This window comes from Pelomonas sp. SE-A7 (assembly GCF_030345705.1).
Lineage (GTDB): Bacteria > Pseudomonadota > Gammaproteobacteria > Burkholderiales > Burkholderiaceae_C > JAUASW01.
On record NZ_JAUASW010000001.1, the window covers coordinates 603,274 to 625,069 of the forward strand.

12 protein-coding genes are annotated in these 21,796 nt (G+C 67.4%); 8 read left to right on the forward strand and 4 right to left on the reverse strand.

The features are described from left to right. Window positions 1-23 precede the first annotated feature (23 nt). Both QT382_RS02710 and QT382_RS02715 read left to right on the forward strand, forming a co-directional pair. The gene (locus QT382_RS02710; RefSeq protein WP_289252510.1) at window positions 24-947 is read left to right on the forward strand and encodes a WxcM-like domain-containing protein; all 924 of its coding nucleotides are present in this window, start codon (window positions 24-26) and stop codon (window positions 945-947) included. Next, window positions 947-2,050, forward strand: a complete 1,104-nt coding sequence (locus QT382_RS02715; protein WP_289252511.1) for a DegT/DnrJ/EryC1/StrS family aminotransferase — start codon at window positions 947-949, stop codon at window positions 2,048-2,050. The genes QT382_RS02710 and QT382_RS02715 overlap by 1 nt, the downstream gene beginning before the upstream one ends. A 12-nt stretch (window positions 2,051-2,062) precedes the next feature. On the opposite strand, the gene QT382_RS02720 is transcribed toward QT382_RS02715, so the two are convergent. The 3 genes from QT382_RS02720 to QT382_RS02730 form a co-directional block, all read right to left on the reverse strand. Further along, on the reverse strand, window positions 2,063-2,515 hold the full coding sequence (locus QT382_RS02720) for a YybH family protein (protein WP_289252512.1): 453 nt from the start codon (window positions 2,513-2,515) through the stop codon (window positions 2,063-2,065). Between the two features lie 23 nt (window positions 2,516-2,538). After that, on the reverse strand, window positions 2,539-3,012 hold the full coding sequence (locus QT382_RS02725) for an acyltransferase (protein ID WP_289252513.1): 474 nt from the start codon (window positions 3,010-3,012) through the stop codon (window positions 2,539-2,541). A 126-nt stretch (window positions 3,013-3,138) separates the two neighbouring features. Continuing rightward, window positions 3,139-14,433: an SPM autocatalytic domain-containing protein gene (locus tag QT382_RS02730; protein ID WP_289252514.1), complete on the reverse strand. Its 11,295-nt coding sequence runs from the start codon at window positions 14,431-14,433 to the stop codon at window positions 3,139-3,141. Window positions 14,434-14,829: 396 nt separating this feature from the next. Between QT382_RS02730 and QT382_RS02735 the strand changes: the two genes are divergently transcribed. Genes QT382_RS02735 through QT382_RS02760 form a run of 6 tightly spaced genes read left to right on the forward strand, consistent with a single transcriptional unit; the run spans window position 14,830 to window position 21,073 of the window. After that, window positions 14,830-15,786: a glycosyltransferase family protein gene (locus QT382_RS02735; protein ID WP_289252515.1), complete on the forward strand. Its 957-nt coding sequence runs from the start codon at window positions 14,830-14,832 to the stop codon at window positions 15,784-15,786. A 7-nt stretch (window positions 15,787-15,793) separates the two neighbouring features. Further along, window positions 15,794-16,444 (forward strand): acyltransferase, encoded by a 651-nt coding sequence (locus QT382_RS02740; protein WP_289252516.1) that lies wholly within the window; start codon window positions 15,794-15,796, stop codon window positions 16,442-16,444. Then, window positions 16,441-17,784 carry a bifunctional glycosyltransferase/class I SAM-dependent methyltransferase gene (locus QT382_RS02745; RefSeq protein WP_289252517.1) on the forward strand — a complete coding sequence of 448 codons (1,344 nt, stop codon included), beginning with the start codon at window positions 16,441-16,443 and terminating at the stop codon, window positions 17,782-17,784. Before QT382_RS02740 ends, QT382_RS02745 begins: the two co-directional genes overlap by 4 nt. Window positions 17,785-17,814: 30 nt before the next feature. After that, window positions 17,815-18,957, forward strand: a complete 1,143-nt coding sequence (gene gmd / locus QT382_RS02750; RefSeq protein ID WP_289252518.1) for a GDP-mannose 4,6-dehydratase — start codon at window positions 17,815-17,817, stop codon at window positions 18,955-18,957. After that, a complete protein-coding gene (locus QT382_RS02755; RefSeq protein ID WP_289252519.1) occupies window positions 18,954-19,889 on the forward strand; it encodes a GDP-L-fucose synthase family protein in 936 nt (311 codons plus the stop codon). The genes gmd and QT382_RS02755 overlap by 4 nt, the downstream gene beginning before the upstream one ends. After that, the gene (locus QT382_RS02760) at window positions 19,886-21,073 is read left to right on the forward strand and encodes a DegT/DnrJ/EryC1/StrS family aminotransferase (RefSeq protein ID WP_289252520.1); all 1,188 of its coding nucleotides are present in this window, start codon (window positions 19,886-19,888) and stop codon (window positions 21,071-21,073) included. The genes QT382_RS02755 and QT382_RS02760 overlap by 4 nt, the downstream gene beginning before the upstream one ends. 4 nt (window positions 21,074-21,077) lie before the next feature. Here QT382_RS02760 and QT382_RS02765 read toward each other — a convergent pair whose 3' ends face one another. Then, window positions 21,078-21,755, reverse strand: a complete 678-nt coding sequence (locus QT382_RS02765) for a GntR family transcriptional regulator (protein ID WP_289252521.1) — start codon at window positions 21,753-21,755, stop codon at window positions 21,078-21,080. Window positions 21,756-21,796 lie beyond the last annotated feature (41 nt).

A 21,796-nucleotide genomic window follows, 5' to 3' on the forward strand; every position in this document is an offset into this window, starting at 1 on the left:
CCGCACGAACACCGGAGCATGCCTTGCAGCCAGATAGCGCCGTCCTTATCCATCCCCAGGCCCTCGTCGAGTCTTCGAACCTGGGCGCAGGCACCAGCGTCCAGGCCTTCAGCCATGTGCTGAGCGGTGCGCGCATCGGCCGCGGGGTCACGATCGGCGACCATGTCCTGATCGAGGCCGAGGCCGTCGTCGGTGACCGCGTGACGGTGAAATGCGGCGTGCAGCTGTGGAATGGCGTGACGCTGGAGGAAGACGTCTTCATCGGCCCCAACGCCACGTTCGCCTGCGACCGGTCGGCGCTGCCGGCACGGACCCTGGTGCGGGCCGGCGCGAGCATCGGCTCCAACGCCACCATCAGGCCGGGTCTCACCATTGGCCCGGGGGCCCAGGTGATGGATGGCGCCGTGGTTACCCGCGATGTACCGCCCAACGCCATCGTGGCCGGCAACCCGGCTCATATCACGGGCTACAAGGACACCCCCCAGCTCGCGCTGCCGGGCCAGGTGGCCGAATCGGCCGCGCTGCCCACCCTGCATGCCCGCGGCGCCGTCCTGGTGCGCCTGCCCAAGGTCGTGGACCTGCGCGGCGCGCTGAGCTTCGGCGAGATAGGCGCGCACCTGCCGTTCACGCCGCAGCGCTTCTTCATGGTCTACGACGTGCCGACCCGCGAGGTGAGGGGCGAGCATGCGCACAAGGCCTGCCACCAGTTCCTGGTCTGCGTGAAAGGCAGCGTGGGCGTGGTCGTCGACGACGGCCAGCAGCGCGACGAGCTGCTGCTGGACAGCCCGCGCCTGGGCCTGCACATCCCGCCCATGGTCTGGGGCATCCAGTACCAGTTCTCGCCCGATGCCGTGCTGCTGGTGCTGGCCTCGGACCGCTACGACGCGGACGACTACATCCGCAGCTACGACGACTTCCTGGCCGCCGTCGGCAGCAAGGCCAGCTGATGGACGCGCCGATTCCCTTCCTCGACCTGCAGCCGGCCTACCGCAGCGCGCAGAAGGACATTGACGCCGCCTTGCAGCGTGTGGCGGCCAGCGGCTGGTTCCTGCTGGGCAAGGAGCTGGAGGCCTTCGAGCAGGCCTGGGCGCACCACTGCGGCAGCCTGCATTGCGCCGGCCTGGCCAACGGCCTGGATGCGCTCCACCTGGGCCTGCGGGCCTTGGGCGTGCAAGAGGGCGACGAGGTCATCGTGCCCTCCAACACCTATATCGCGACCTGGCTGGCGGTCAGCCAGTGCGGGGCGCGGCCGGTGCCGGTCGAGCCCGACCCGCGCAGCTTCAACCTGGACCCGGCCCGCATCGAGGCAGCGATCACGCCGCGGACGCGGGTCATCCTGCCGGTCCACCTGTACGGCCAGCCGGCCGACATGGATGTGATCAACGCCATCGCCTCGCGGCATGGACTCAAGGTGCTGGACGACTGCGCCCAGGCCCATGCGGCGCGCTACAAGGTGAGGCCGGTGGGCGGCCTGGCCGATATCTCGGCCTGGAGCTTCTACCCGGGCAAGAACCTGGGCGCCTTCGGCGACGGTGGCGGCATCACCACGCGCGACGAAGGCCTGGTCAAGCAGGTCAAGGTGCTTCGCAACTACGGTTCCGAGCGCAAGTACCACAACGAGGTCAAGGGCATCAACTCGCGGCTGGACGAGATCCAGGCCGCCGTGCTGGCCGCCAAGCTGCCGCTGCTGGAGGCCGCCACCAACGAGCGCCGCGCCATCGCGGCCCGCCTGCTGCAAGGCCTGGCAGGCTGCGATCTGCAATTGCCTTTCGTGCCGCATTGGGCCGAGCCGGCCTGGCATCTGTTCGTGGTCCGCCATGCGGACCGCGACGGCCTGCAGCAGCGCCTGGCAGGCGAGGGCATAGGCACGCTGATCCACTACCCGGTGCCGCCGCACCGGCAGCCGGCCTATGCCGAGCTGGGCCATGCCGACGGCGACTTCCCGATCGCCGAGGCCATGCACCGCGAGGTCCTGAGCCTGCCGCTGTGGCCGGGCATGAGCGAACCGCAGATCGAGCGACTGATCAAGGCGGTGCGGGCCAGCGTCTGAACCGCGATTTGCTCAACTGCTGTGGTCGTGCACGGCCTTCCAGCTGCCGTCCTTCATGCGCAGCCAGACCAGGCTGAACCAGCCGCTCTGTTCCGCCTCACCACCGCCTGAGAGCACGAAGCGGCCATTCATCAGGGCTGAGTCGCTGGACAGCGACCTGATCGTCACCTGCTCCATGCGCAGGGCCTGCTTGGGCTTGTCGCCGTTGAAGTACTTGGCGCGGAAGGCCGTCTCTATGGGCGCGATGCCGGGCCGCGGGCCCTGCTTGGTCATGAAGGTGATGGACTCGTCGTACAGGCCCAGGTGGCGGCGCAGGTCGCCCTCGTTCCAGCCGGCGACCGAGGCATCCAGCGCGGCCTTGAGCTGGCGATGGTCGTCGGCCTGGCGGGGCGAGCCCTCGTAGGGGGCGGTGGCACAGGCCGAAAGCAGGGCGAGCAGGACCAGGCTGGCCAGCAGTCTTTGCATTGCAATGTCCTTTGGAATGAAATTCAGGCCCTGCCGCGCGAACGGGCAGGGTTGCCGACCCACAGCTCGCCGGCCGGCACGTCCCTGGTGACCACGCTGCCGGCACCGATCATCGCGCCGGCACCTATGGTCACGCCGCCGAGGATGGTGGCATTGGCACCGATGGAGGCCCCGCGCTGCACCATGGTGCGCTGGAAGCTGTCCGGGTACTGCTTGGAGCGCGGGAACTTGTCATTGGTGAAGCTGACGTTGGGACCGACGAAGACATCGTCCTCAAGCGTGATGCCATCCCAGAGCTGGACGCCGCATTTGACCGTGACCCGGTCGCCGACCACCACGTCGTTCTCGATGAAGCACTGGGCATTGATGTTGCAGTCGCGGCCAATGCGGGCGCCGGCCAGCACGACGCAGAACTGCCAGATGCTGGTGCCGTCGCCGATCTCGTGGCTCTGCACCTCGCTGCTCGGGTGGAGGAAGGGCGGCTTGCTGCTGCTCACGTCGTTCGGTCTCCGTGTCATGGCCCGTGTTTCGGGCGGCCCAGCATAAGGCAAGCCGCCCCGGCGCGGCGTGAACCGTGGCGGGGCGGCGCTGGGGCCGGGGCGAACCCCGGCCGGACCTCAGGGTCAGATCAGCGGCGGCAGGCGCTCGTCGTCGTCCAGACGCTTGTGCGGCGTCAGGTGGCTGAGCACAGGCGGCGCCGGCGGGGCGAAGTTGGTCGAGGCGGAGGCCTCACCCAGCACGTTGCCCGGAGGCGGTGCCAGCACGTCGTGGACCGTGACCTTGGCCTCGGCAGGCGCAGCCTCGGGCTTGACGTCCTTGGCGAACCAGACGTCGGCCATCTCGTGCGTCTTGCCGTCGGCGGTCTTGTAGCCGGACACCAGGCCTATCAGGTTGCCGTTGTCGGTCGCCGTGCCGGCCTTGGCGTTCAGGTCCAGCTCGACGATGCCCAGCGACGACAGGTCGAGCAGCTCGCCGGCATCGCTGACGCCATCGTGGTTCTTGTCGACCCAGACCTTCAGGTCCTTGAAGCCGGCATCGAGCACGTCGAGCTTGCCGTCGTGGTTGACGTCCAGGGCGGCCATGGCCTGGTAGCCGTTGGCTGCATGCTGGCCGTTCGCCAGGACCGTGCCGGTACCGAACAGCTCCTTGCCGCTGTCGACCTTGCCGTCGTGGTTCAGGTCCATCACCAGCAGACCGTCGTTGCCGCCGACCCAGCCCCACTTCTGGGCGTTGCCGGTGCCGTTCAGGTCGAAGCTGACGCCATGGGCCGCCGACAGGGTCTGGATGCCGTTGCCATCCAGATCCAGCACGATAGGCGTGGCGAGCCACAGCGCATCGAGCTGGCCGCCGTCCATCGAGGCGATCTGGTCGGAGGTGAAGGCGCCCACCTGCGTCATGTTCATCTTGGCGATGTCCTGCGAATCCAGGCCGTCGATCTGGTCGGTGGTCAGCGAGCGGATCTGGTCCGTCGTGATGCCGGCCATCTGGGCCGTGGTCAGCGCATGGATGTCGTCCGAGTCGAAGCGACGCAGCTGGTCGGTCGTCAGCGCCCCGACCTGGGTCGAGCTGAACGCCGCGATCTGGGCCGAGCCGAACGCGCCGATCTCGTCGGTCGTGATCGCATGCAGCTGATCGGTCGTGATCGCCGTGATCTGCGCCGTCGTGAACGAGCCGATCTGGTCGCTGGTGAAGGCCAGGAACTGGTCGGTGCCCAGGGCGTGCAGGGCGGCGGTCGAGAGGCCGCGCAGTGCATCGGTGCCGATGTTGTCGATGTCGTCCGTGCCTATGCCGATGACCTGGGCCGTGCTCAGCGAGCCGAGCTGGGCGCTGGTCATCGCCCCGATCTGATCGGAGCTCAGTGCCGACAGATCCTCGGACGCCAGACCCTTGATGCCGCTGGTACCCAGGGCACGTATGTCATCGGTCGAGAAGGTCTTGATCTGGTCACTGCTCATGAAGCCGATCTGGGCCGAGGTCAGCGAGGCGACCTGGTCGGAGCGCAGCGACTGGACATCGTCGGTCGCCCAACCCTGGATCTGGGTGCTGGTGAGCACCGAGACCTGCAGGCCGGTCAGCGCGTTGACCTGGTCGGTGGTCAGCGAGTTCAGCTGATCGGTGGCCAGGGCGCGGATACCGAACACGCTGATCGAGCGCAGATCGTCGGTCTCCAGCTTGGCCATCATCGTGTTGCTGATGCCCGCCACCTGGGTCGCGGTGAGCGCGCCGAACTGGGCCGTGCTCAGGGCGTTCAGGTCGTCCGAACCCATGGCCGTGACCTGGGCCGAGGTGATGCTGGCCACCTGTCCGTTGGTCAGCGAAGCCACCTGGTCGGAGCTGAAGGCCACGAACTGGTCGGTGCTCAGCTTGGACAGTGCACCGGTCGACAGGGCACGCAGGTCGTCCGTCTCCAGCTTGGCGATCTGGTCGGTGCGCAGGCCGGCCACCTGGTTGGTGGTCAGCGAAGCGAACTGGGCCGTGGTCATGGCCTCGATCTCGTCGGTGCGCAGGGCGCCGAGCTGATCGGAACTCATGCCGCGCAGTCCGGCGGTCGAGATCGCCGCCAGGTCGTCGGTCTGCAGGGCCTTGGCCTGATCGGTGCTGATGGCAGCGATCTGGTTCGAAGTCATGGACTTGAACTGATCGGACGTGAAGGCGTTCAGGTCGTCGCTGACCAGACCCTGGATCTGGGTCGAGGTCAGGGCATTGACCTGGGCCGTGGTCAGCGAGGCGATCTGGTCGGAGCCCAGGGCGCCCAGCTGGTCGGTGCCGAACTTGGCCAGGCTGCTGCTGGCGATGGCGCGCAGGTCATCGGTCTCCAGCTTGGCGATCTGGTCCGTGCGCAGGCCGGCCACCTGGGCGGAGGTCAGCGAGGCGTACTGGGCCGTGTTCATGGCCACGATCTCGTCGGTGGTCAGCACGCCGATCTGGGTCGAACTCAGGCCGCGCAGGGCCGCCGAGTTGATCGCCGCCAGGTCGTCGGTCTGCAGGGCCTTGACCTGGTCGGTCGAGAGGCCACCCACCTGACCCGAGCTCAGCGCCTTGAACTGATCGCTGGTGAGGGCGTTCAGCTTGTCGGTCGTGAGGCCGGCCACCTGGGCGTTGGTCAGCGAGACCACCTGGGCCGTGGTCAGGGCCGAGAGCTGGTCGGTCGTCAGGCCGGCGAGCTGGTCGGTACCCAGGCCACGCAGGGCGGCCGTGTTGATCGCACGCAGGTCGTCGGTTTCCAGCTTGGCCATCTGGTCGCTGGACAGGCCCTTGACCTGGGCCGTCGTCATGGCCGCGGCCTGGGCCGTGGTCAGCGCCCTGATGTCGTCGGTCGACAGGCTGGTCAGCTGCTGCGAGGTCAGCGACACGATCTGGGCCGTGGACAGCTGGCCGATCTGGTCGGAGGTCAGCGCCGCGAACTGGTCGGTCGTGAACTTGGACAGGGCCGAGGTGCTCAGCGAGCGCAGGTCATCGCTTTCCAGCTTGATGATCTGGTCGGTGCGCAGGCCGGCGATCTGGGCCGAGCTCAGCGTGCTGACCTGGGCCGTGGTCAGGGCCACGATCTCGTCGGTGCGCAGGGCCTCGATCTGGGCCGAGCTGAAGCCCTTGACGCCGGCCGTGGACAGGGCGGCCAGGTCATCGGTCTGCAGACCCTTGATCTGGTCGGTGCTGAGCGCCGTGACCGTGGATGAGGCCATGGCCTTGAACTGATCGCTGGTGAAGGCGTTCAGCTTGTCCGTGGCCAGGCCCTGGATCTGCGCCGAGGTCAGCGTGTTCACCTGGACCGTGGTCATCGAGCCGAGCTGGTCGGTGGTCAGGGCGGCGAGCTGGTCGCTGGTCAGGGCCCGCAGCGTGGTGGTGCTGATGGCACGCAGGTCATCGGTCTCCAGCTTGGCCATCTGGTCGGTCCGTAGGCCGACGATCTGGTTGCTGCCGAGCGACGAGAACTGGGCCGTGTTCAGGGCCACCACCTCGTCGGTGGTCATGGCCGCGAGCTGGGCCGAGCTCAGTCCCTTGATGCCGGCGGTCGAGATGGCCGCCACATCGTCGGTCTGCATGGTCTTGACCTGGTCGGTGGTCAGCGCGGCGATCTGGGACGAGCCGAGCACCTTGACCTGGTCGGAACCCAGGGCGTTCAGGTCATCGCTCTGCAGGCCGGCCATCTGGGTCGTGGTCAGCGAGCTGACCTGGGCCGTCGTGAGCGCGCCGATCTGGTCGGAGTTCAGCGCCGCCAGCTGGTCGGTGCCCAGGGCACGCAGGGCCGTCGTGTTCAGGGCCCGCAGGTCATCGGTCTCCAGCTTGGCCATCTGGTCGGTCGACAGTCCCTTGACCTGCGAGCTGGTCAGCGCCGCGGCCTGGGCCGTGGTCAGGGCCCGGATGTCGTCCGTCGACAGGGCGCCGAGCAGGTTGACCGGCGTGGTCGCCAGCGTCGCCACCTGGGCGGTGGTCAGCTGCGCGACCTGGTCGCTGGTCAGGGCGGCGAACTGGTCGCTGGAGAACTTGGCCAGGGCCGCCGTGTTGATCGCCCTCAGGTCATCGCTTTCCAACTTGACGATCTGGTCGGTCCTCAGGCCCGCCACCTGGTTGGTGCCGAGCGCCGCCACCTGGGCCGTGCCCAGGGCCACGATCTCGTCGGTCGTCAGCGCGCCGATCTGGTCGGTGCCCAGGCCCTTGATGCCGGCGGTGGACACCGCGGCCAGGTCGGCCGTCTGCAGCGTCTTGACCTGGTCGGTGGTCAGCGCGGCAATCGAGGCGGAGCCCAGGGACTTGAACTGGTCGGAAGTGAAGGCGTTCAGGTCGTCACTGACCAGACCCTGGATCTGGGTCGAGGTCAGGGCATTGACCTGGGCCGTGGTCATGGAGGCCAGCTGGTCGGAGCCCAGGGCGCCGAGCTGGTCGGTGCCCAGCGAGCGCAGGGCGCCGGTGGCGATGGCCCGCAGGTCATCGGTCTCCAGCTTGGCCATCTGGTCGGTGCGCAGGCCCAGCACCTGGGCCGAGCCGAGGCTGCTGACCTGGGCGGTGTTCAGCGCCACCACCTCGTCCGTGGTCATGGCCGCAATCTGCGCCGAGCTCAGGCCCTTGACGCCGGCGGTCGTGATGGCCGTCAGGTCGTCGGTCTGCAGGGCCTTGATCTGGTCGGTCGTCAGCGCCCCGACCTGGGCCGAGCTCAGGACCTTGAACTGGTCCGTGGTCATCGCCGTCAGGTCATCGGTCTGCAGGCCGGCCACCTGGGCCGTGGTCAGCGAGCTGACCTGGGCCGTGGTCAGGGCGCCGATCTGGTCGGAGTTCAGTGCCGCCAGCTGGTCGGTGCCGAAGGCCTTGATCGCCGAGGTGCTGATGGCGCGCAGGTCATCGGTCTCGAGCTTGGCGACCTGGTCGGTCGACAGGCCCTTGATCTGCGTGCTGGTCAGCGCCGCGGCCTGGGCCGTTGTCAGTGCGCGCACGTCGTCGGTGGACAGGGCCCCGAGCTGGTTGGCCGGCGTCGTGGCCAGGCCGGCCACCTGGGCGGTGGTCAGCTGCGAGACCTGGTCGCTGGTCAGCGCGGCGAACTGGTCGGTGTTGAACTTGGCAAGGGCTGCGGTGCTGATGGCACGCAGGTCGTCGCTCTCGATCTTGATGATCTGGTCGGTGCGCAGGCCGGCCACCTGGTTGGTGCCCAGGGCGGCGAACTGCGCGGTCGTCAGCGCCTTGACCTCGTCGGTCGTCAGCGCCTCGATCTGGGCGGTGCTGAAGCCGCGGATGCCGGCAGTGGACAGCACGGCCAGGTCATCGGTCTGCAGCGACTTGACCTGGTCGGTGGTCATCGCGGCCACCGTGGCCGAGGCCATGGCCTTGAACTGATCGGTGTTGAACGCGTTCAGCTTGTCCGTGGCCAGGCCCTGGATCTGCGACGAGGTCAGCGAGTTGACCTGGATCGTGGTCATCGAGGCCAGCTGATCCGAGGTCAGCGCGCCGAGCTGGTCGCTGCCCAGCGCACGCAGAGCACCGGTGCCGATGGCCCGCAGGTCATCGGTCTCCAGCTTGGCCATCTGGTCAGTGCGCAGGCCGGCCACCTGGGCCGAGCCCAGGGTGTTGACCTGGGCCGTGCTCAGGGCCACCACCTCATCCGTGGTCATGGCGGCGATCTGGGCCGAGTTCAGGCCCTTGACGCCCGCGGTCGAGATGGCCGCCAGGTCGTCCGTGGCCATGGCTTTGACCTGGTCGGTCGTCAGCGCGCCGATCTGGGCCGAGGTCAGGACCTTGAATTGGTCGGTCACCAGGGCACGCAGGTCATCGCTGTTCAGACCGGCCACCTGGGCCGTGGTCAGCGACACGACCTGGCCCGTGGTCAGGGCGCCGATCTGGTCGGAATTCAGCGCGGCGAGCTGGTCGGTGCCGAAGGCCTTGACCGCCACCGTGCTGATGGCACGCAGGTCGTCGGTCTCGAGCTTGGCGACCTGGTCGGTCGACAGGCCCTTGATCTGCGAGCTGGTCAGCGCCGCGGCTTGCGCCGTGGTCAGTGCCTTGATGTCGTCGGTCGAGAAGGCGCCGAGCTGGTTGGCCGGCGTGGTGGCCAGGGCCGCCACCTGGGCGGTGGTCAGCTGGGACACCTGGTCGCTGGTCAGTGCCGCCACCTGATCGGACGACATCTTGGACAGCGAACTGGTGCTGATGGCACGCAGGTCGTCGCTCTCCAGCTTGATGATCTGGTCGGTGCGCAGGCCCTGGACCTGGGCGGTGCTCAGCGTGGCGAACTGGGCCGTGCCCATGGCGACGACCTCGTCGGTCGTCAGCGCGGCGATCTGGGCCGAGCTCAGGCCCTTGATGCCGGCGGTCGAGATGGCCGCCACATCGTCGGTCTGCATCTTGACGATCTGGTCGGTCGCGATGGCCGCGATCTGACCGGAGCTCATGTTCTTGAACTGGTCGGTCGTGAAGGCGTTCAGGTCGTCGCTGACCAGGCCCTGGATCTGGGTCGAGGTCAGGGCGTTGACCTGGGTCGTGGTCATCGCGGCCAGCTGGTCGGAGCCCAGGGCGCCGAGCTGGTCGGTACCCAGCGCACGCAGGGCGCCGGTGTTGAGGGCACGCAGGTCGTCGGTTTCCAGCTTGGCCATCTGGTCGGTGCGCAGTCCGGCCACCTGGGCGCTGCCCATGGCGGCGTACTGGGCCGTGGTCATGGCCACGATCTCATCCGTGGTCATGGCCGTGACCTGGGCCGAGTTCAGGCCCTTGATGCCGGCAGTCGAGATGGCCGCCACGTCATCGGTCTGCATGGTCTTGACCTGGTCGGTCGTCAGCGCACCGATCTGGGTCGAGGTCAGGGAACGGACCTGGTCGCTGACCAGGGCGTTCAGGTCGTCGCTGTTCAGGCCGGCCACCTGGGCCGTGGTCAGCGACACGACCTGGGCCGTGGTCAGGGAACCGATCTGGTCGGAGTTCAGGGCGGCCAGTTGGTCGGTGCCGAAGGCCTTGACCGAAGCCGTGCTGATGGCCCGCAGGTCGTCGGTCTCCAGCTTGGCGACCTGGTCGGTGCCCAGGCCCTTGATCTGCGAGCTGGTCAGCGCGGCGGCCTGGGCCGTGGTCAGGGCCTTGATGTCGTCGGTCGAGAAGGCGCCGAGCTGGTTGGCCGGCGTGGTGGCCAGGGCCGCCACCTGGGCGGTGGTCAGCTGGGAGACCTGGTCGCTGGTCAGCGCGGCGATCTGGTCGGAGCTGAGCTTGGACAGCACGGCCGTGTTGATGGCGCGCAGGTCATCGCTTTCGAGCTTGATGATCTGGTCGGTGCGCAGGCCCGCCAACTGGGCAGAACCCATGGCGGCGAACTGGGCCGTGGTCATGGCCACGACTTCGTCCGTGGTCAGCGCAGCGACCTGGGTCGAGCTCAAGCCCTTGACGCCGGCGCTCGAGATCGCCGCCAGGTCGTCGGTCTGCATCTTGACGATCTGGTCGGTCGCGATGGCCGCGATCTGACCCGAGCTCATGTTCTTGAACTGGTCGGTCGTGAAGGCGTTCAGGTCGTCGCTGACCAGACCCTGGATCTGGGTCGAGGTCAGGGCGTTGACCTGGGTCGTGGTCATCGCGGCCAACTGGTCGGAACCCAGCGCGCCGAGCTGGTCGGTGCCCAGCGAACGCAGGGTGCCGGTGCCGATGGCGCGCAGGTCATCGGTCTCCAGCTTGGCCATCTGGTCGGTGCGCAGGCCCGCCACCTGGGCGGAACTCAGCGCGGCGAACTGGGCCGTGCCCATGGCCACGACTTCGTCCGTGGTCAGTGCAGCGATCTGGGCCGAGTTCAGGCCCTTGATGCCGGCGGTCGAGATGGCTGCCAGGTCATCGGTCTGCAGGGTCTTGATCTGGTCGGTCGCGATGGCCGCGATCTGACCGGAACTCATGTTCTTGAACTGGTCGGTCGTGAAGGCGTTCAGGTCATCGCTGACCAGACCCTGGATCTGGGTCGAGGTCAGGGCGTTGACCTGGGTCGTGCTCATCGCCGCCAACTGGTCGGAACCCAGGGCGCCGAGCTGGTCGGTGCCCAGCGAACGCAGGGCGCCGGTGTTGATGGCGCGCAGGTCGTCGGTCTCCAGCTTGGCCATCTGGTCGGTGCGCAGGCCGGCAACCTGGGTGCTGCCCATGGCGGCGAACTGGGCCGTGGTCATGGCGCGGATCTCGTCCGTCGTCATGGCCGCGACCTGGGCCGAGCCGAAGCCCTTGACGCCGGCGGTGGAGATCGCCGCGAGGTCGTCGGTCTGCAGGGCCTTGACCTGGTCGGTCGTCAGCGCGCCGACCTGGGCCGAGGTGAGGACCTTGAACTGGTCGGTCACCAGGGCGTTCAGGTCGTCGGTATTCAGGCCGGCCACCTGGGCCGTGCCCAGCGACACGACCTGGGCCGTGGTCAGGGCGCCGATCTGGTCGGAATTCAGGGCGGCCAGCTGGTCGGTGGCGAAGGCCTTGATGGCGCCGGTGCTGATGGCACGCAGGTCATCGGTCTCGAACTTGGCCACCTGGTCGGTGGCCAGGCCCTTGATCTGGGCCGAGGTCAGTGCCGCGGCCTGGGCCGTGGTCAGGGCCTTGATGTCGTCGGTCGAGAACGAGCCGATCTGGTTGACCGGCGTGGTGGCCAGGGCCGCCACCTGAGCGGTGGTCAGCGCAGCGACCTGGTCGCTGGTCAGCGCGGCCGTCTGGTCCGACGTCAGCTTGGACAGGGCGCCGGTGCTCAGCGCACGCAGGTCGTCGCTCTCCAGCTTGATGATCTGGTCGGTGCGCAGGCCTGCCACCTGGCCCGAGGTCAGGGCGGCGAACTGGGCCGTGGTCATGGCCACGATTTCGTCGGTGGTCAGGGCGGCGATCTGGTCGGAGCCGAAGCCACGCACGCCGGCGGTCGAGATGGCCGCCAGGTCGTCGGTCTGCAGCTTGGCGATCTGATCGGTGCTCAGCGACGCGACGGTGGACGAGGCCATCGCCTTGAACTGGTCGCTGGTGAAGGCGTTCAGGTCGTCGGAGGCCAGGCCCTTGATCTGGGTCGAGGTCAGCGAATTGACCTGGGCCGTGGTCATCGCGGCCAGCTGGTCACTGGTGAGGGCGCCGAGCTGGTCGCTGCCGAGAGCCCGCAGCGCCGAGGTATTCAGCGCGCGCAGGTCATCGGTTTCCAGCTTGGCCATCTGGTCGGTACGCAGGCCCTGCACCTGGGCGCTGCCCAGGGCGGCCATCTGCTGGGTGCTCAGACCCACGACTTCGTCGGTCGTCAGTGCAGCCAGCTGGGCCGAGTTCAGGCCCTTGATACCAGCGGTGGAGATTGCGGCCACGTCGTCCGTGGTCATGGTCTTGAGCTGGTCGGTCGTCAGGGCGCCGATCTGGGTCGAGGTCAGGACCTTGACCTGGTCGGTCACCAGGGCGTTCAGGTCATCGCTGTTGAGGCCGGCCACCTGGGTGGTGGTCAGCGAGACCACCTGGGCCGTGCTCAGCGCGCCCATCTGGTCGGAGTTCAGGGCCGCCAGCTGGTCGGTGCCGAGGGCCTTGATGGTGCCGGTATTGATGGCGCGCAGGTCGTCGGTCTCGAGCTTGGCGACCTGGTCGGTGCCGAGGGCCTTGATCTGGGCCGAGGTCAGCGCCGCGGCCTGGGCCGTGGTCAGCGCGCGGATGTCGTCGGTCGAGAAGGCACCGAGCTGGTTGACCGGCGTGGTGGCCAGGGCCGCGATCTGGGCGGTGGTCAACGAGGCAACCTGGTCACTGGTCAGGGCAGCGACCTGGTCGGAGCTCAGCTTGGACAGGGCGCCGGTGTTGATGGCGCGCAGGTCATCGCTTTCGAGCTTGATGATCTGGTCGGTGCGCAGGCCGCTCAGCTGGGCCGAGGTCATGGCCGCGAACTGGGCCGTGCTCATGGCTTGGATCTCGTCGGTCGTCATCGCCTCGACCTGGGCCGAAGTCAGGCCGCGCACGCCGGCCGTGGAGACGGCGGCCAGATCGGCCGTCTGCATGGTCTTGACCTGGTCCGTGGTCAGGGCGCCGATGGTCGACGAGCCCATGGACTTGAACTGGTCGGTCGTGAAGGCGTTCAGATCATCGCTGACCAGGCCCTGGATCTGGGTCGAGCTCAGGGCGTTGACCTGGGCCGTGGTCAGGCTGCCGATCTGGTCGGAACCCAGGGCGCCGAGCTGGTCGGTCGACAGCGAGCGCAGGGCGGCCGTGCCGATGGCCCGCAGGTCGTCGGTTTCCAGCTTGCCCATCTGGTCGGTGCGCAGGCCGGCCACCTGGGCCGAGCCCAGAGCCGCCACCTGCTGCGTGGCCAGGGCCACCACTTCGTCGGTGGTCAGTGCAGCGATCTGGGCCGATGTCAGGCCCTTGATGCCGGCGGTGGAGATGGCGGCCAGGTCGTCGGACTGCAGCTTGGCCACCTGGTCCGTCGTGATGGCACCGACCTGCGTCGAGGTCAGGATCTTGAACTGGTCGGTCGTGAAGGCGTTCAGGTCATCGCTGGCCATGGCCGCGATCTGGCCGGTGGTCAGGGCCACCACCTGGGCGGTGGTCAGCACCGCGGTCTGGTCCGAGGTCAGGGCGGCGAATTGGTCGCTGCTCAAAGCACGAAGCGCGCTCGTGTTGAGCGCGCGCAGGTCGTCGGTTTCGAGCTTGGCAATCTGGTCGGTCCTGAGGCCCGCCACCTGGGCCGATCCCAGTGCATTGAACTGGGCCGTTCCCATCGCCGTGATTTCGTCCGTTCGCAATGCAGCGATCTGGGCGGACGTCAGCCCCTTGACCGCAGCGCTGTTGAGCGCCGCCAGGTCGTCGGTCTGCAAGGCCTTGATCTGGTCGGTGCCCAGACCGGCCACCTGGGCCGAGCCCAGGGTCTTGAACTGGTCGCTGGTCAGCGCATTCAGGTCGTCGGTGGTCAGATTGGCCAACTGGCCGGTCGTCAGCGATACGACCTGGGCCGTGGTCAGCGAGGCGATCTGGTCGGAGCCCAGGGCGCCGAGCTGGTCGGTGCGCAGGGCGCGCAGCGCGCCGGTATTCAGGGCCCGCAGGTCATCGGTTTCCAGCTTGGCGATCTGGTCGGTCGTCAGGCCCGTCATCTGGGCCGAGCCGAAGGACTTGAACTGGTCGCTGTTCAGCGAATTGAGGTCGTCGGTGTTGAGGCCGCTGATCTGCGACGTCGTCAGCGAGGACACCTGGCTGGTGGTCAGGGCGCCGAACTGGTCGGAATTCAGCGCGCCGAGCTTGTCGGTGCTGATGGCACGCAGGGCGGTCGAACTGAGAACCCGCAGGTCTTCGGTCTGGAACTTGGCGATCTGGTCGCTGGACAGCGAGGTGATCGCGAAGGTTCCGAGCGTGCGGACCTGGTTGGTGGTCAGCGCCGCAATCTGGTCGGAGTTGAAGGCTGCCCAGTCTTCCGTCGTCAGCTTGCTCAAAGTGCTCGTCGACAGGGTGGCGATCTGAGCAGTCGAGAGGCTGGTAATGATTGAGGCCATCTTTAACTCACTTGGTTCATTGTTGAATTGCCACCCGGGGATGGCATCTTCGACGCGTATCTCATCGGCGCCTGGTCATGCGCCCTGTCTTCATTTGGGACGGCCGTTTGCGCAATAGCTTGCACAGCGAGCCTTCCCGCTTCATTCGGTTTTCGGCCCCCATGCCCGGAACTTGAGCATAAAGGACGACCCCCAGCAAAACCGTACGCCGCTGCTATAAGAATGGGCAATTCAGGGCGAAGGACGGACCGGTTGCAGGGTCTGTCCATGCTAGGGGCGGGGGCCGCAAGCAAAGTTTGCAAAAGATGGCGCAAAACTTGGCTGTTTTTCGCATGAGGGGCCAGAAACTGAGAGTTAAATCACGCTGCGCCGGAATTGGGACCGGCCTGGCCGCCCATGCAGATCACCACGCTGATTCCCGCCTACAAGACCAAGTACATGGTCGAGCTGATGACCAGCCTGGTCACTCAGACGCACAAGCCCGGCCGCATCATCGTTTCGGACGACAGCCCGAACGGAGAGTTCGGGGAAATACTGAGTTCGCCGGCCATGGCCGTGGCGCGCGAGCGGCTGCCTATCGAGATCCATCGGGGGCCCCAGGCGGGCGCCTACGAGAACTTCCTGCATCTGCTCAAGCTCTGGGACAGCAGCACCGAGCTGGTGCATCTGCTGCTGGACGACGACGTCATCTACCCCGACTTCTATGCCACGCACCGGGCGGTTCATGGCGCCGGGGCTTTTTCGTGCAGCATCAGCGCACGCTGGACTTCCAATGAACGGGGCCAGCCCATCGAGGGCATGCCCATCCCGGCCGGCATCGTCCAATCGATGAGCCGCATCGTCTCGCTGGACGCCGGGGCGATGTTCACGACCACCATCCCCCAATGCCAGAACTGGTTCGGCGAGTTCTCCAATTGCGTGATGAACCCGCGCAGCGCCGCCCTGCTGTTCAAGCCCGACTTCGGCGGCGTGTCCTATGCCGGCCTGTGGGACCTGGGCGCCTTCCTGGCCGCCAGCCTGCAGGGGCCGGTGGCCTATGTGCAGGACCGCCTGGGCCATTTCCGCACCGGTGGCGAGGGCCATTCCAACCAGCTCTACGGCAAGCACATGAAGGCGGCCCACCTGGGCTACGCGGCCCTGGCCGTGGGCGCCAGGCGCATCGGCCAGCTCGGCGAAGCCCATGCCCGCCAGTGCTATGACGGCATTGCCCTGGCGGTGCAGCAGCGCTATGCGGCCGAGCCGGACATGCAGCCGCTGCTGCCGGTGCTGATCCGGATGCGCGACGGCGTGCCCGGAGCCGAGGACGAGTTCCTGCCGGTCTGGCAGGACTTCCTGAGCCTGCACAAGTTCTGAGCCCGCCATGCAGAAGCTGATCGAACGCCTGCGCCAGCGCCTCGCCGCCAATCCGCCGCTGGAGCTGGAGACCTGGGTCCGCGGCCTGTTGATCCACTATTTCTTCCACACCTCGGACCGGGGCCGTATCGAGCTGAGCGGCGAGGGCGCCCGCACGCTCAACCTGCTGGCGCCGACCCAGTTCAAGGGCCAGGGCCGGATCCGCATCGACGGCAGCGCCGTCTTCGGCGTGCCGCGCTCGCCGGGTGCCTATGCCTGTACCTATATAGAAGCGCGCACGCCGGAGTCGCTGATCGAGGTCGGTCCGGGCTGTGTGTTCAACAACCGCTGCGTGCTGATCTCTGAGGGCGCCAGCATCCGTTTCGGCGCCAATGTGCTGGTCGGGCCGGAACTCCATGTGATGGACAGCAACTCGCATGACCTGCGCCTGCCGCACCGCCGCTCTCCCGATCCGCGGCCGGCGGCGGTCGAGATCGGCGACGAGGTCTTCATAGGCTCGCGGGTCACGGTGCTCAAGGGCGTCAAGCTGGGGCGCGGCTGCGTGATCGCGGCCGGCGCCGTGCTGATTCCGGGCTTCGAGGCGCCACCGATGAGCATCGTGGCGGGCAACCCGGCCCGGGTGGTCGGCCAGGTCGAGACGGAAGGACAGGGCCAATGAACCCGATCCACCAGATTCCCATCGTCACGGTCTCGTACAACGCGCCCGAGCTGCTCAAGGGCCTGCTGGTCTCGCTGCGCCGCTTCTATCCGAACCCGGTCCATGTGGTGGACGGCTCCACGCCCGAGCATGCCGAGGCGATCCGAGCGGCCGCAGCCTGCGTCGAGGGCGTGCAACTGCATGCGATGGGCTACAACATCCACCATGGTCCCGGCATGGCCTGGGCGATCCAGAACCTGGGCCTGAACGGCCGGGTGCTGTTCCTGGACACCGACATCGTCATCCTGCGCGAAGGCTTCCTCGAGGCGCTGGCCGAGGCACTGCAGCCGGGCGACTACGGCGCCGGCGGCGTGGCCTATGTGAACCGCGAGGGCTTCGACATTCCCTATGCCTATGGCGCCGTGCCCTATCTGCATCCGCCCTGCATGCTCTGCAATGCCGAGGTGATGCGGCAGTGGCCGATGCCGATCAAGCACGGGGCGCCGATGACTGCACCGATGCTGGCCCTGCACGATGCCGGCAAGTCGGGCCTGCTGCGCCACCTGGACTGGTGCGGCAACGATGTGCTGATGGGCACCAAGAAGGTCTACGTCGATCACATCGGCAAGGGCACGAGCACGGCCACCGGCAGCTACAACCTGGACGAGTGGTTCGCCGAGGTGGCGGCCAAGCAGGCCAAGCTGGCGCCGCCGACCGGCCACAACCCTGACCTCCTGACCCTGATTCCCGATTCGGCCAAGGCCATCGTCGAAGTGGGTTGCAGCACCGGCGCCCTGGCGCATGCGGTCAAGAGCAGCCGGCCCGGCGTCCACTACCTGGGCATCGAGCTGGACCCCAAGGCCGCCGAGATCGCTGCGCGTTTCTGCGACGGCGTGCGGGCCCTGGACCTGGAAAGCTGCGAGGACGCGCTGTTCAACCAGTACGCCGACCGCGACTGCTGGGTCTTCGGTGATGTCCTGGAGCATCTGCGCGACCCCTGGGCCGTGCTTCGCCGCATCCGCGCCATCCTGCCGCCGGGCGGCAGCGTCGTCGCCAGCATTCCCAACGCCCAGCATTGGAGCCTGCAGGGGCGGCTGTCGGTGGGCGACTTCCGCTACGAGTCGGGTGGCCTGCTGGACCGCACGCATCTGCGCTGGTTCACCCGCGTGACCCTGTTCGAGATGTTCCAGCAGGCTGGCCTGCGGGTGGAGGGCGGTATTCCGCGTATCTTCGACGAGCCGTGCCGCGAGCCGGTGCTGAACGCGATACGCCAGATGGCCCAGGCCATGGGCCGCGATCCCGAAGGGGCGGTGCGCGATGCGCTGCCCTTGCAATATGTGGTGAGGGCCGTGGCTGCATGAGCGGCGCGCCCTGGCTGCAAAGGACCAATGATGAGCAATGACAACAAGTCCCAACCCAAGGTGGCCCTGATCACCGGCGTGACCGGCCAGGATGGCTCCTACCTGGCCGAGTTCCTGCTCGAAAAGGGCTACCAGGTCCACGGCATCAAGCGCCGCGCCTCCTCGTTCAACACGGCTCGCATCGACCACATCTTCCAGGACCCGCACGAAGAAGGCGCCAGCTTCCACCTGCACTACGGCGACCTGACCGACACCAGCAACCTGATACGCATAGTCCAGGAAGTGCAGCCGGACGAGATCTACAACCTGGGCGCCCAGAGCCATGTGGCGGTCAGCTTCGAATCGCCCGAGTACACGGCCGATGCCGACGCCATGGGCACGCTGCGCCTGCTGGAGGCGATCCGCATCCTCGGCCTGGAAAAGAAGACGCGCTTCTACCAGGCCAGCACCAGCGAGCTCTACGGCCTGGTGCAGGAAGTGCCGCAGCGCGAGACCACGCCTTTCTATCCGCGCAGCCCCTATGCGGTGGCCAAGCTCTATGCCTACTGGATCACGGTGAATTACCGCGAGGCCTATGGCATGTATGCCTGCAACGGCATCCTGTTCAACCACGAGAGCCCGCGCCGCGGCGAGACCTTCGTGACCCGCAAGATCACCCGCGGCCTCAGCAACATCGCCCAGGGCCTGGAGCAATGCCTGTTCGTAGGCAATATGGACGCGCTGCGCGACTGGGGCCATGCCAAGGACTATGTGCGCATGCAGTGGCTGATGCTGCAGCAGGAGCAGCCCGACGACTTCGTCATTGCCACCGGCGTGCAGCACAGCGTGCGCGAGTTCATCCTGATGACGGCGCGCGAGCTGGGCCTGGGCCTGCGCTTCCAGGGCCAGGGCGTCGAGGAGGTGGGCACCGTCACCAGCATCGAGGACCCGGCCAAGGCGCCCGCGCTCAAGGTCGGCGACGTGATCGTGCGGGTCGATCCGCGCTACTTCCGCCCGACCGAGGTCGAGACCCTGCTGGGCGACCCGAGCAAGGCCAAGGAAAAGCTGGGCTGGACGCCCGAGATCACCCTGGCCGAGATGGTCAAGGAAATGGTGGCCGGCGACCTGGACCAGGCCATGCGCCATGCGCTGCTGAAGAGCCATGGCTACGAGCTGCCGGTGTCGGTCGAATGAGGGCTGCCCTGCGCGTCTTCGTCAGCGGCGGCGCCGGCATGGTGGGCCGCAATATCGCCGAGCATCCGGCGGCGGCGCAGTGGCAGCTGATCGCGCCCGGCCGGGCCGAGCTGGACCTGGAGAGCTACGAGGCGGTCGAGGCCTTTCTGCGCGAGACCCGGCCCGATGTGGTGATCCATGCCGCCGGCCTGGTCGGCGGCATCCAGGCCAATATCGCCCGTCCGGTGGACTTCCTGGTCCGCAACGTGGACATGGGCCGCAACGTGATCCTGGCGGCGCGGGCGGCCGGCGTCGGACGCCTGATCAACCTGGGCAGCTCCTGCATGTATCCGCGCCACGGCAGCAATCCGCTGCGCGAGGAGCAGGTGCTGGACGGCGAACTGGAGCCGACCAACGAGGGCTACGCGATCGCAAAGATCTACGCGGCCCGGCTGTGCCAGTACCTGCGGCGCGAGGAGCCCGCTCTCGACTACAAGACCCTGCTGCCCTGCAATCTCTACGGCCGCCACGACAAGTTCGACCCGGCCCATTCCCACCTGATTCCGGCCGTGATCCGCAAGATCCACGAAGCCAAGGCCGAAGGAGCCGAGACCGTCGAGATCTGGGGCGACGGCACGGCCCGGCGCGAGTTCATGTATGCCGCCGACCTGGCCGATGCCGTGGCCCGGCACGTGGAGCAGGGCGGCTCGGCGCCCGAGCTGATGAACATAGGCCTGGGCCACGACCACACGATCAACGAGTACTACGCGGCGGTGGCCAAGGTGGTCGGCTGGCAGGGCCGTTTCGTTCATGACCTGGACCGACCGGTCGGCATGAAGCAGAAGCTGGTCGACATCTCGCGACAAACCGCCTGGGGCTGGGCCCCGCGCCACACGCTGGAGCAAGGCATAGCCCTTTGCTACGAGTATTTCCTGGAGAAGCACGCGCGATGAGCAGCAGCAGCCCCTACCGATTCCCGCTCGCCACCTCGTCCTGGGGGGCCGAGGAATATGCCGCCATGGCCGGCGTCGTTGCCAGCGGCATGTTCACCATGGGCCCCAAGGTGGCCCAGTTCGAGCGTGATTTCGCCGCCTACACCGGCAGCCGCTATTGCGTGATGGTCAATTCGGGCTCGTCGGCCAACCTCCTGATGACGGCCGCGCTGTTCTATACGAAGAACGACAAGCTGCGCCTGAAGGCCGGCGACGAGATCATCGTCCCGGCCGTGTCCTGGCCGACCACCTACTACCCGCTGCACCAGTACGGCCTGCGCCTGAAGTTCGTCGACATCGACCTGGACACGCTGAACTACGACCTAGAGGCGCTGGCCTCGGCCATTGGGCCGCGTACCCGCGCCATCATGGCGGTCAACCTGCTCGGCAATCCCAATGACTTCGGCGCCATCGCGGCGCTGACGGCGGGCCGCGACATCGTGCTGATCGAGGACAACTGCGAGTCCATGGGCGCCACCTACCAGGGGCGCCAGGCCGGCACCTTCGGCGTGATGGGCAGCTACAGCAGCTTCTTCTCGCACCACATCTCGACAATGGAAGGCGGCATGGTCGTCACCGACGACGAGGAGCTGTACCACGTGATGCTGTCGCTGCGTGCCCATGGCTGGACGCGCAACCTGCCCAAGCTCAACCATGTCTGCGGCACCAAGAGCGACGACCCGTTCGAGGAATCGTTCCGCTTCGTGCTGCCAGGCTACAACCTTCGGCCGCTGGAGCTGTCGGGCGCGCTGGGCATAGAGCAGGTCAAGCGTCTGCCGGGCCTGATCGACGCACGGCGCGCCAACGGCCGCGCGCTGCAGGAAGCGATGGCCGACCATCCGCGCCTGGCCATCCAGCGCGAATGCGGCCAGAGCAGCTGGTTCGGCTTCAGCCTGATGATCAGGCCCGACGCCGGGCGCGACCGGCGCGAGCTGGTGGCCGTGCTGCAGAACGCGGGCTTTGAATGCCGGCCCATCGTGGCGGGCAACTTCGCCAAGAACACGGTGGTCCAGTACTTCGACCACGAGGTCCATGGCAGGCTCAAGAACGCCGAATACCTGGACCAGTCCGGCCTGTTCGTCGGCAATCACCACTATCCGATCGCCGAGGCGATCGAGGCCCTGAACCAGGTCTGGCGCGACTGATCGATCAGGCCTTGGCGGTCGCGGCCGCCAGGCCGTTCTCGAAATGCTGGCGCATCAGCTTGGCCGCGCCTGTGCCGTCGCGGCGGGCGAGGGCGGTCATCAGCTCGCGATGCTCGGCCAGCGATTCGGCCAGTCGGCCCTGCTTGAACAGCGAATGGTGGCGGTTCAGCTTCATCACGCGGCGCAGGTCGTTGACCATCTGCTGGCGCCAGCGGTTGTTCTCGATCTCCAGCAGTCGCAAGTGGAAGCGCTCGTTGGCGGCGAAGAAGGCATCGCGCTGCCGCACCGCCTTTTCAAGCTGGTCGTGGATGGCCTGCAGCTCGGCCAGTTCCTCGTCGCTGCCGGCCTGCGCCACCCGGGCGGCGGCATCGCTCTCCAGCAGGGCTAGCAGCTGATAAGCCTCGCGCACGTCGCGCTCGCTCATCTCGGTCACATAGGCACCGCGGCGCACCTTCATGGTCACCAGGCCTTCGACCGCCAGCACCTTGAGCGCCTCGCGCATGGGCGTGCGGCTGATGCCCAGCTCGCCGCAGAGCTTGAGCTCGTCGATCCAGGATCCCGGCTCCAGCTGGCGGCCGAAGATCAGCTGGCGCAGCCGCTCGGCCACCTCCTGGTAGAGGGCGCGCGGGGCCAGCTGCTTGGCAGCGGCCGGGTCGCTCGATGGGTGGGTGGCGGCGGACATGCGGCGGATTCTAGCCCTGTTCTGAATTCATAATTATGAAT

Excerpts from the sequence above, each read along its gene's own strand:
- QT382_RS02760 (WP_289252520.1), top strand. The coding sequence starts at position 19,886 with ATGAGCAGCAGCAGCCCCTACCGATTCCCGCTCGCCACCTCGTCCTGG.
- QT382_RS02745 (WP_289252517.1), top strand. The coding sequence starts at position 16,441 with ATGAACCCGATCCACCAGATTCCCATCGTCACGGTCTCGTACAACGCG.
- QT382_RS02740 (WP_289252516.1), top strand. The coding sequence starts at position 15,794 with ATGCAGAAGCTGATCGAACGCCTGCGCCAGCGCCTCGCCGCCAATCCG.
- QT382_RS02735 (WP_289252515.1), top strand. The coding sequence starts at position 14,830 with ATGCAGATCACCACGCTGATTCCCGCCTACAAGACCAAGTACATGGTC.
- QT382_RS02765 (WP_289252521.1), bottom strand. The coding sequence starts at position 21,755 with ATGTCCGCCGCCACCCACCCATCGAGCGACCCGGCCGCTGCCAAGCAG.
- gmd (WP_289252518.1), top strand. The coding sequence starts at position 17,815 with ATGAGCAATGACAACAAGTCCCAACCCAAGGTGGCCCTGATCACCGGC.
- QT382_RS02720 (WP_289252512.1), bottom strand. The coding sequence starts at position 2,515 with ATGCAAAGACTGCTGGCCAGCCTGGTCCTGCTCGCCCTGCTTTCGGCC.
- QT382_RS02730 (WP_289252514.1), bottom strand. The coding sequence starts at position 14,433 with ATGGCCTCAATCATTACCAGCCTCTCGACTGCTCAGATCGCCACCCTG.
- QT382_RS02715 (WP_289252511.1), top strand. The coding sequence starts at position 947 with ATGGACGCGCCGATTCCCTTCCTCGACCTGCAGCCGGCCTACCGCAGC.
- QT382_RS02755 (WP_289252519.1), top strand. The coding sequence starts at position 18,954 with ATGAGGGCTGCCCTGCGCGTCTTCGTCAGCGGCGGCGCCGGCATGGTG.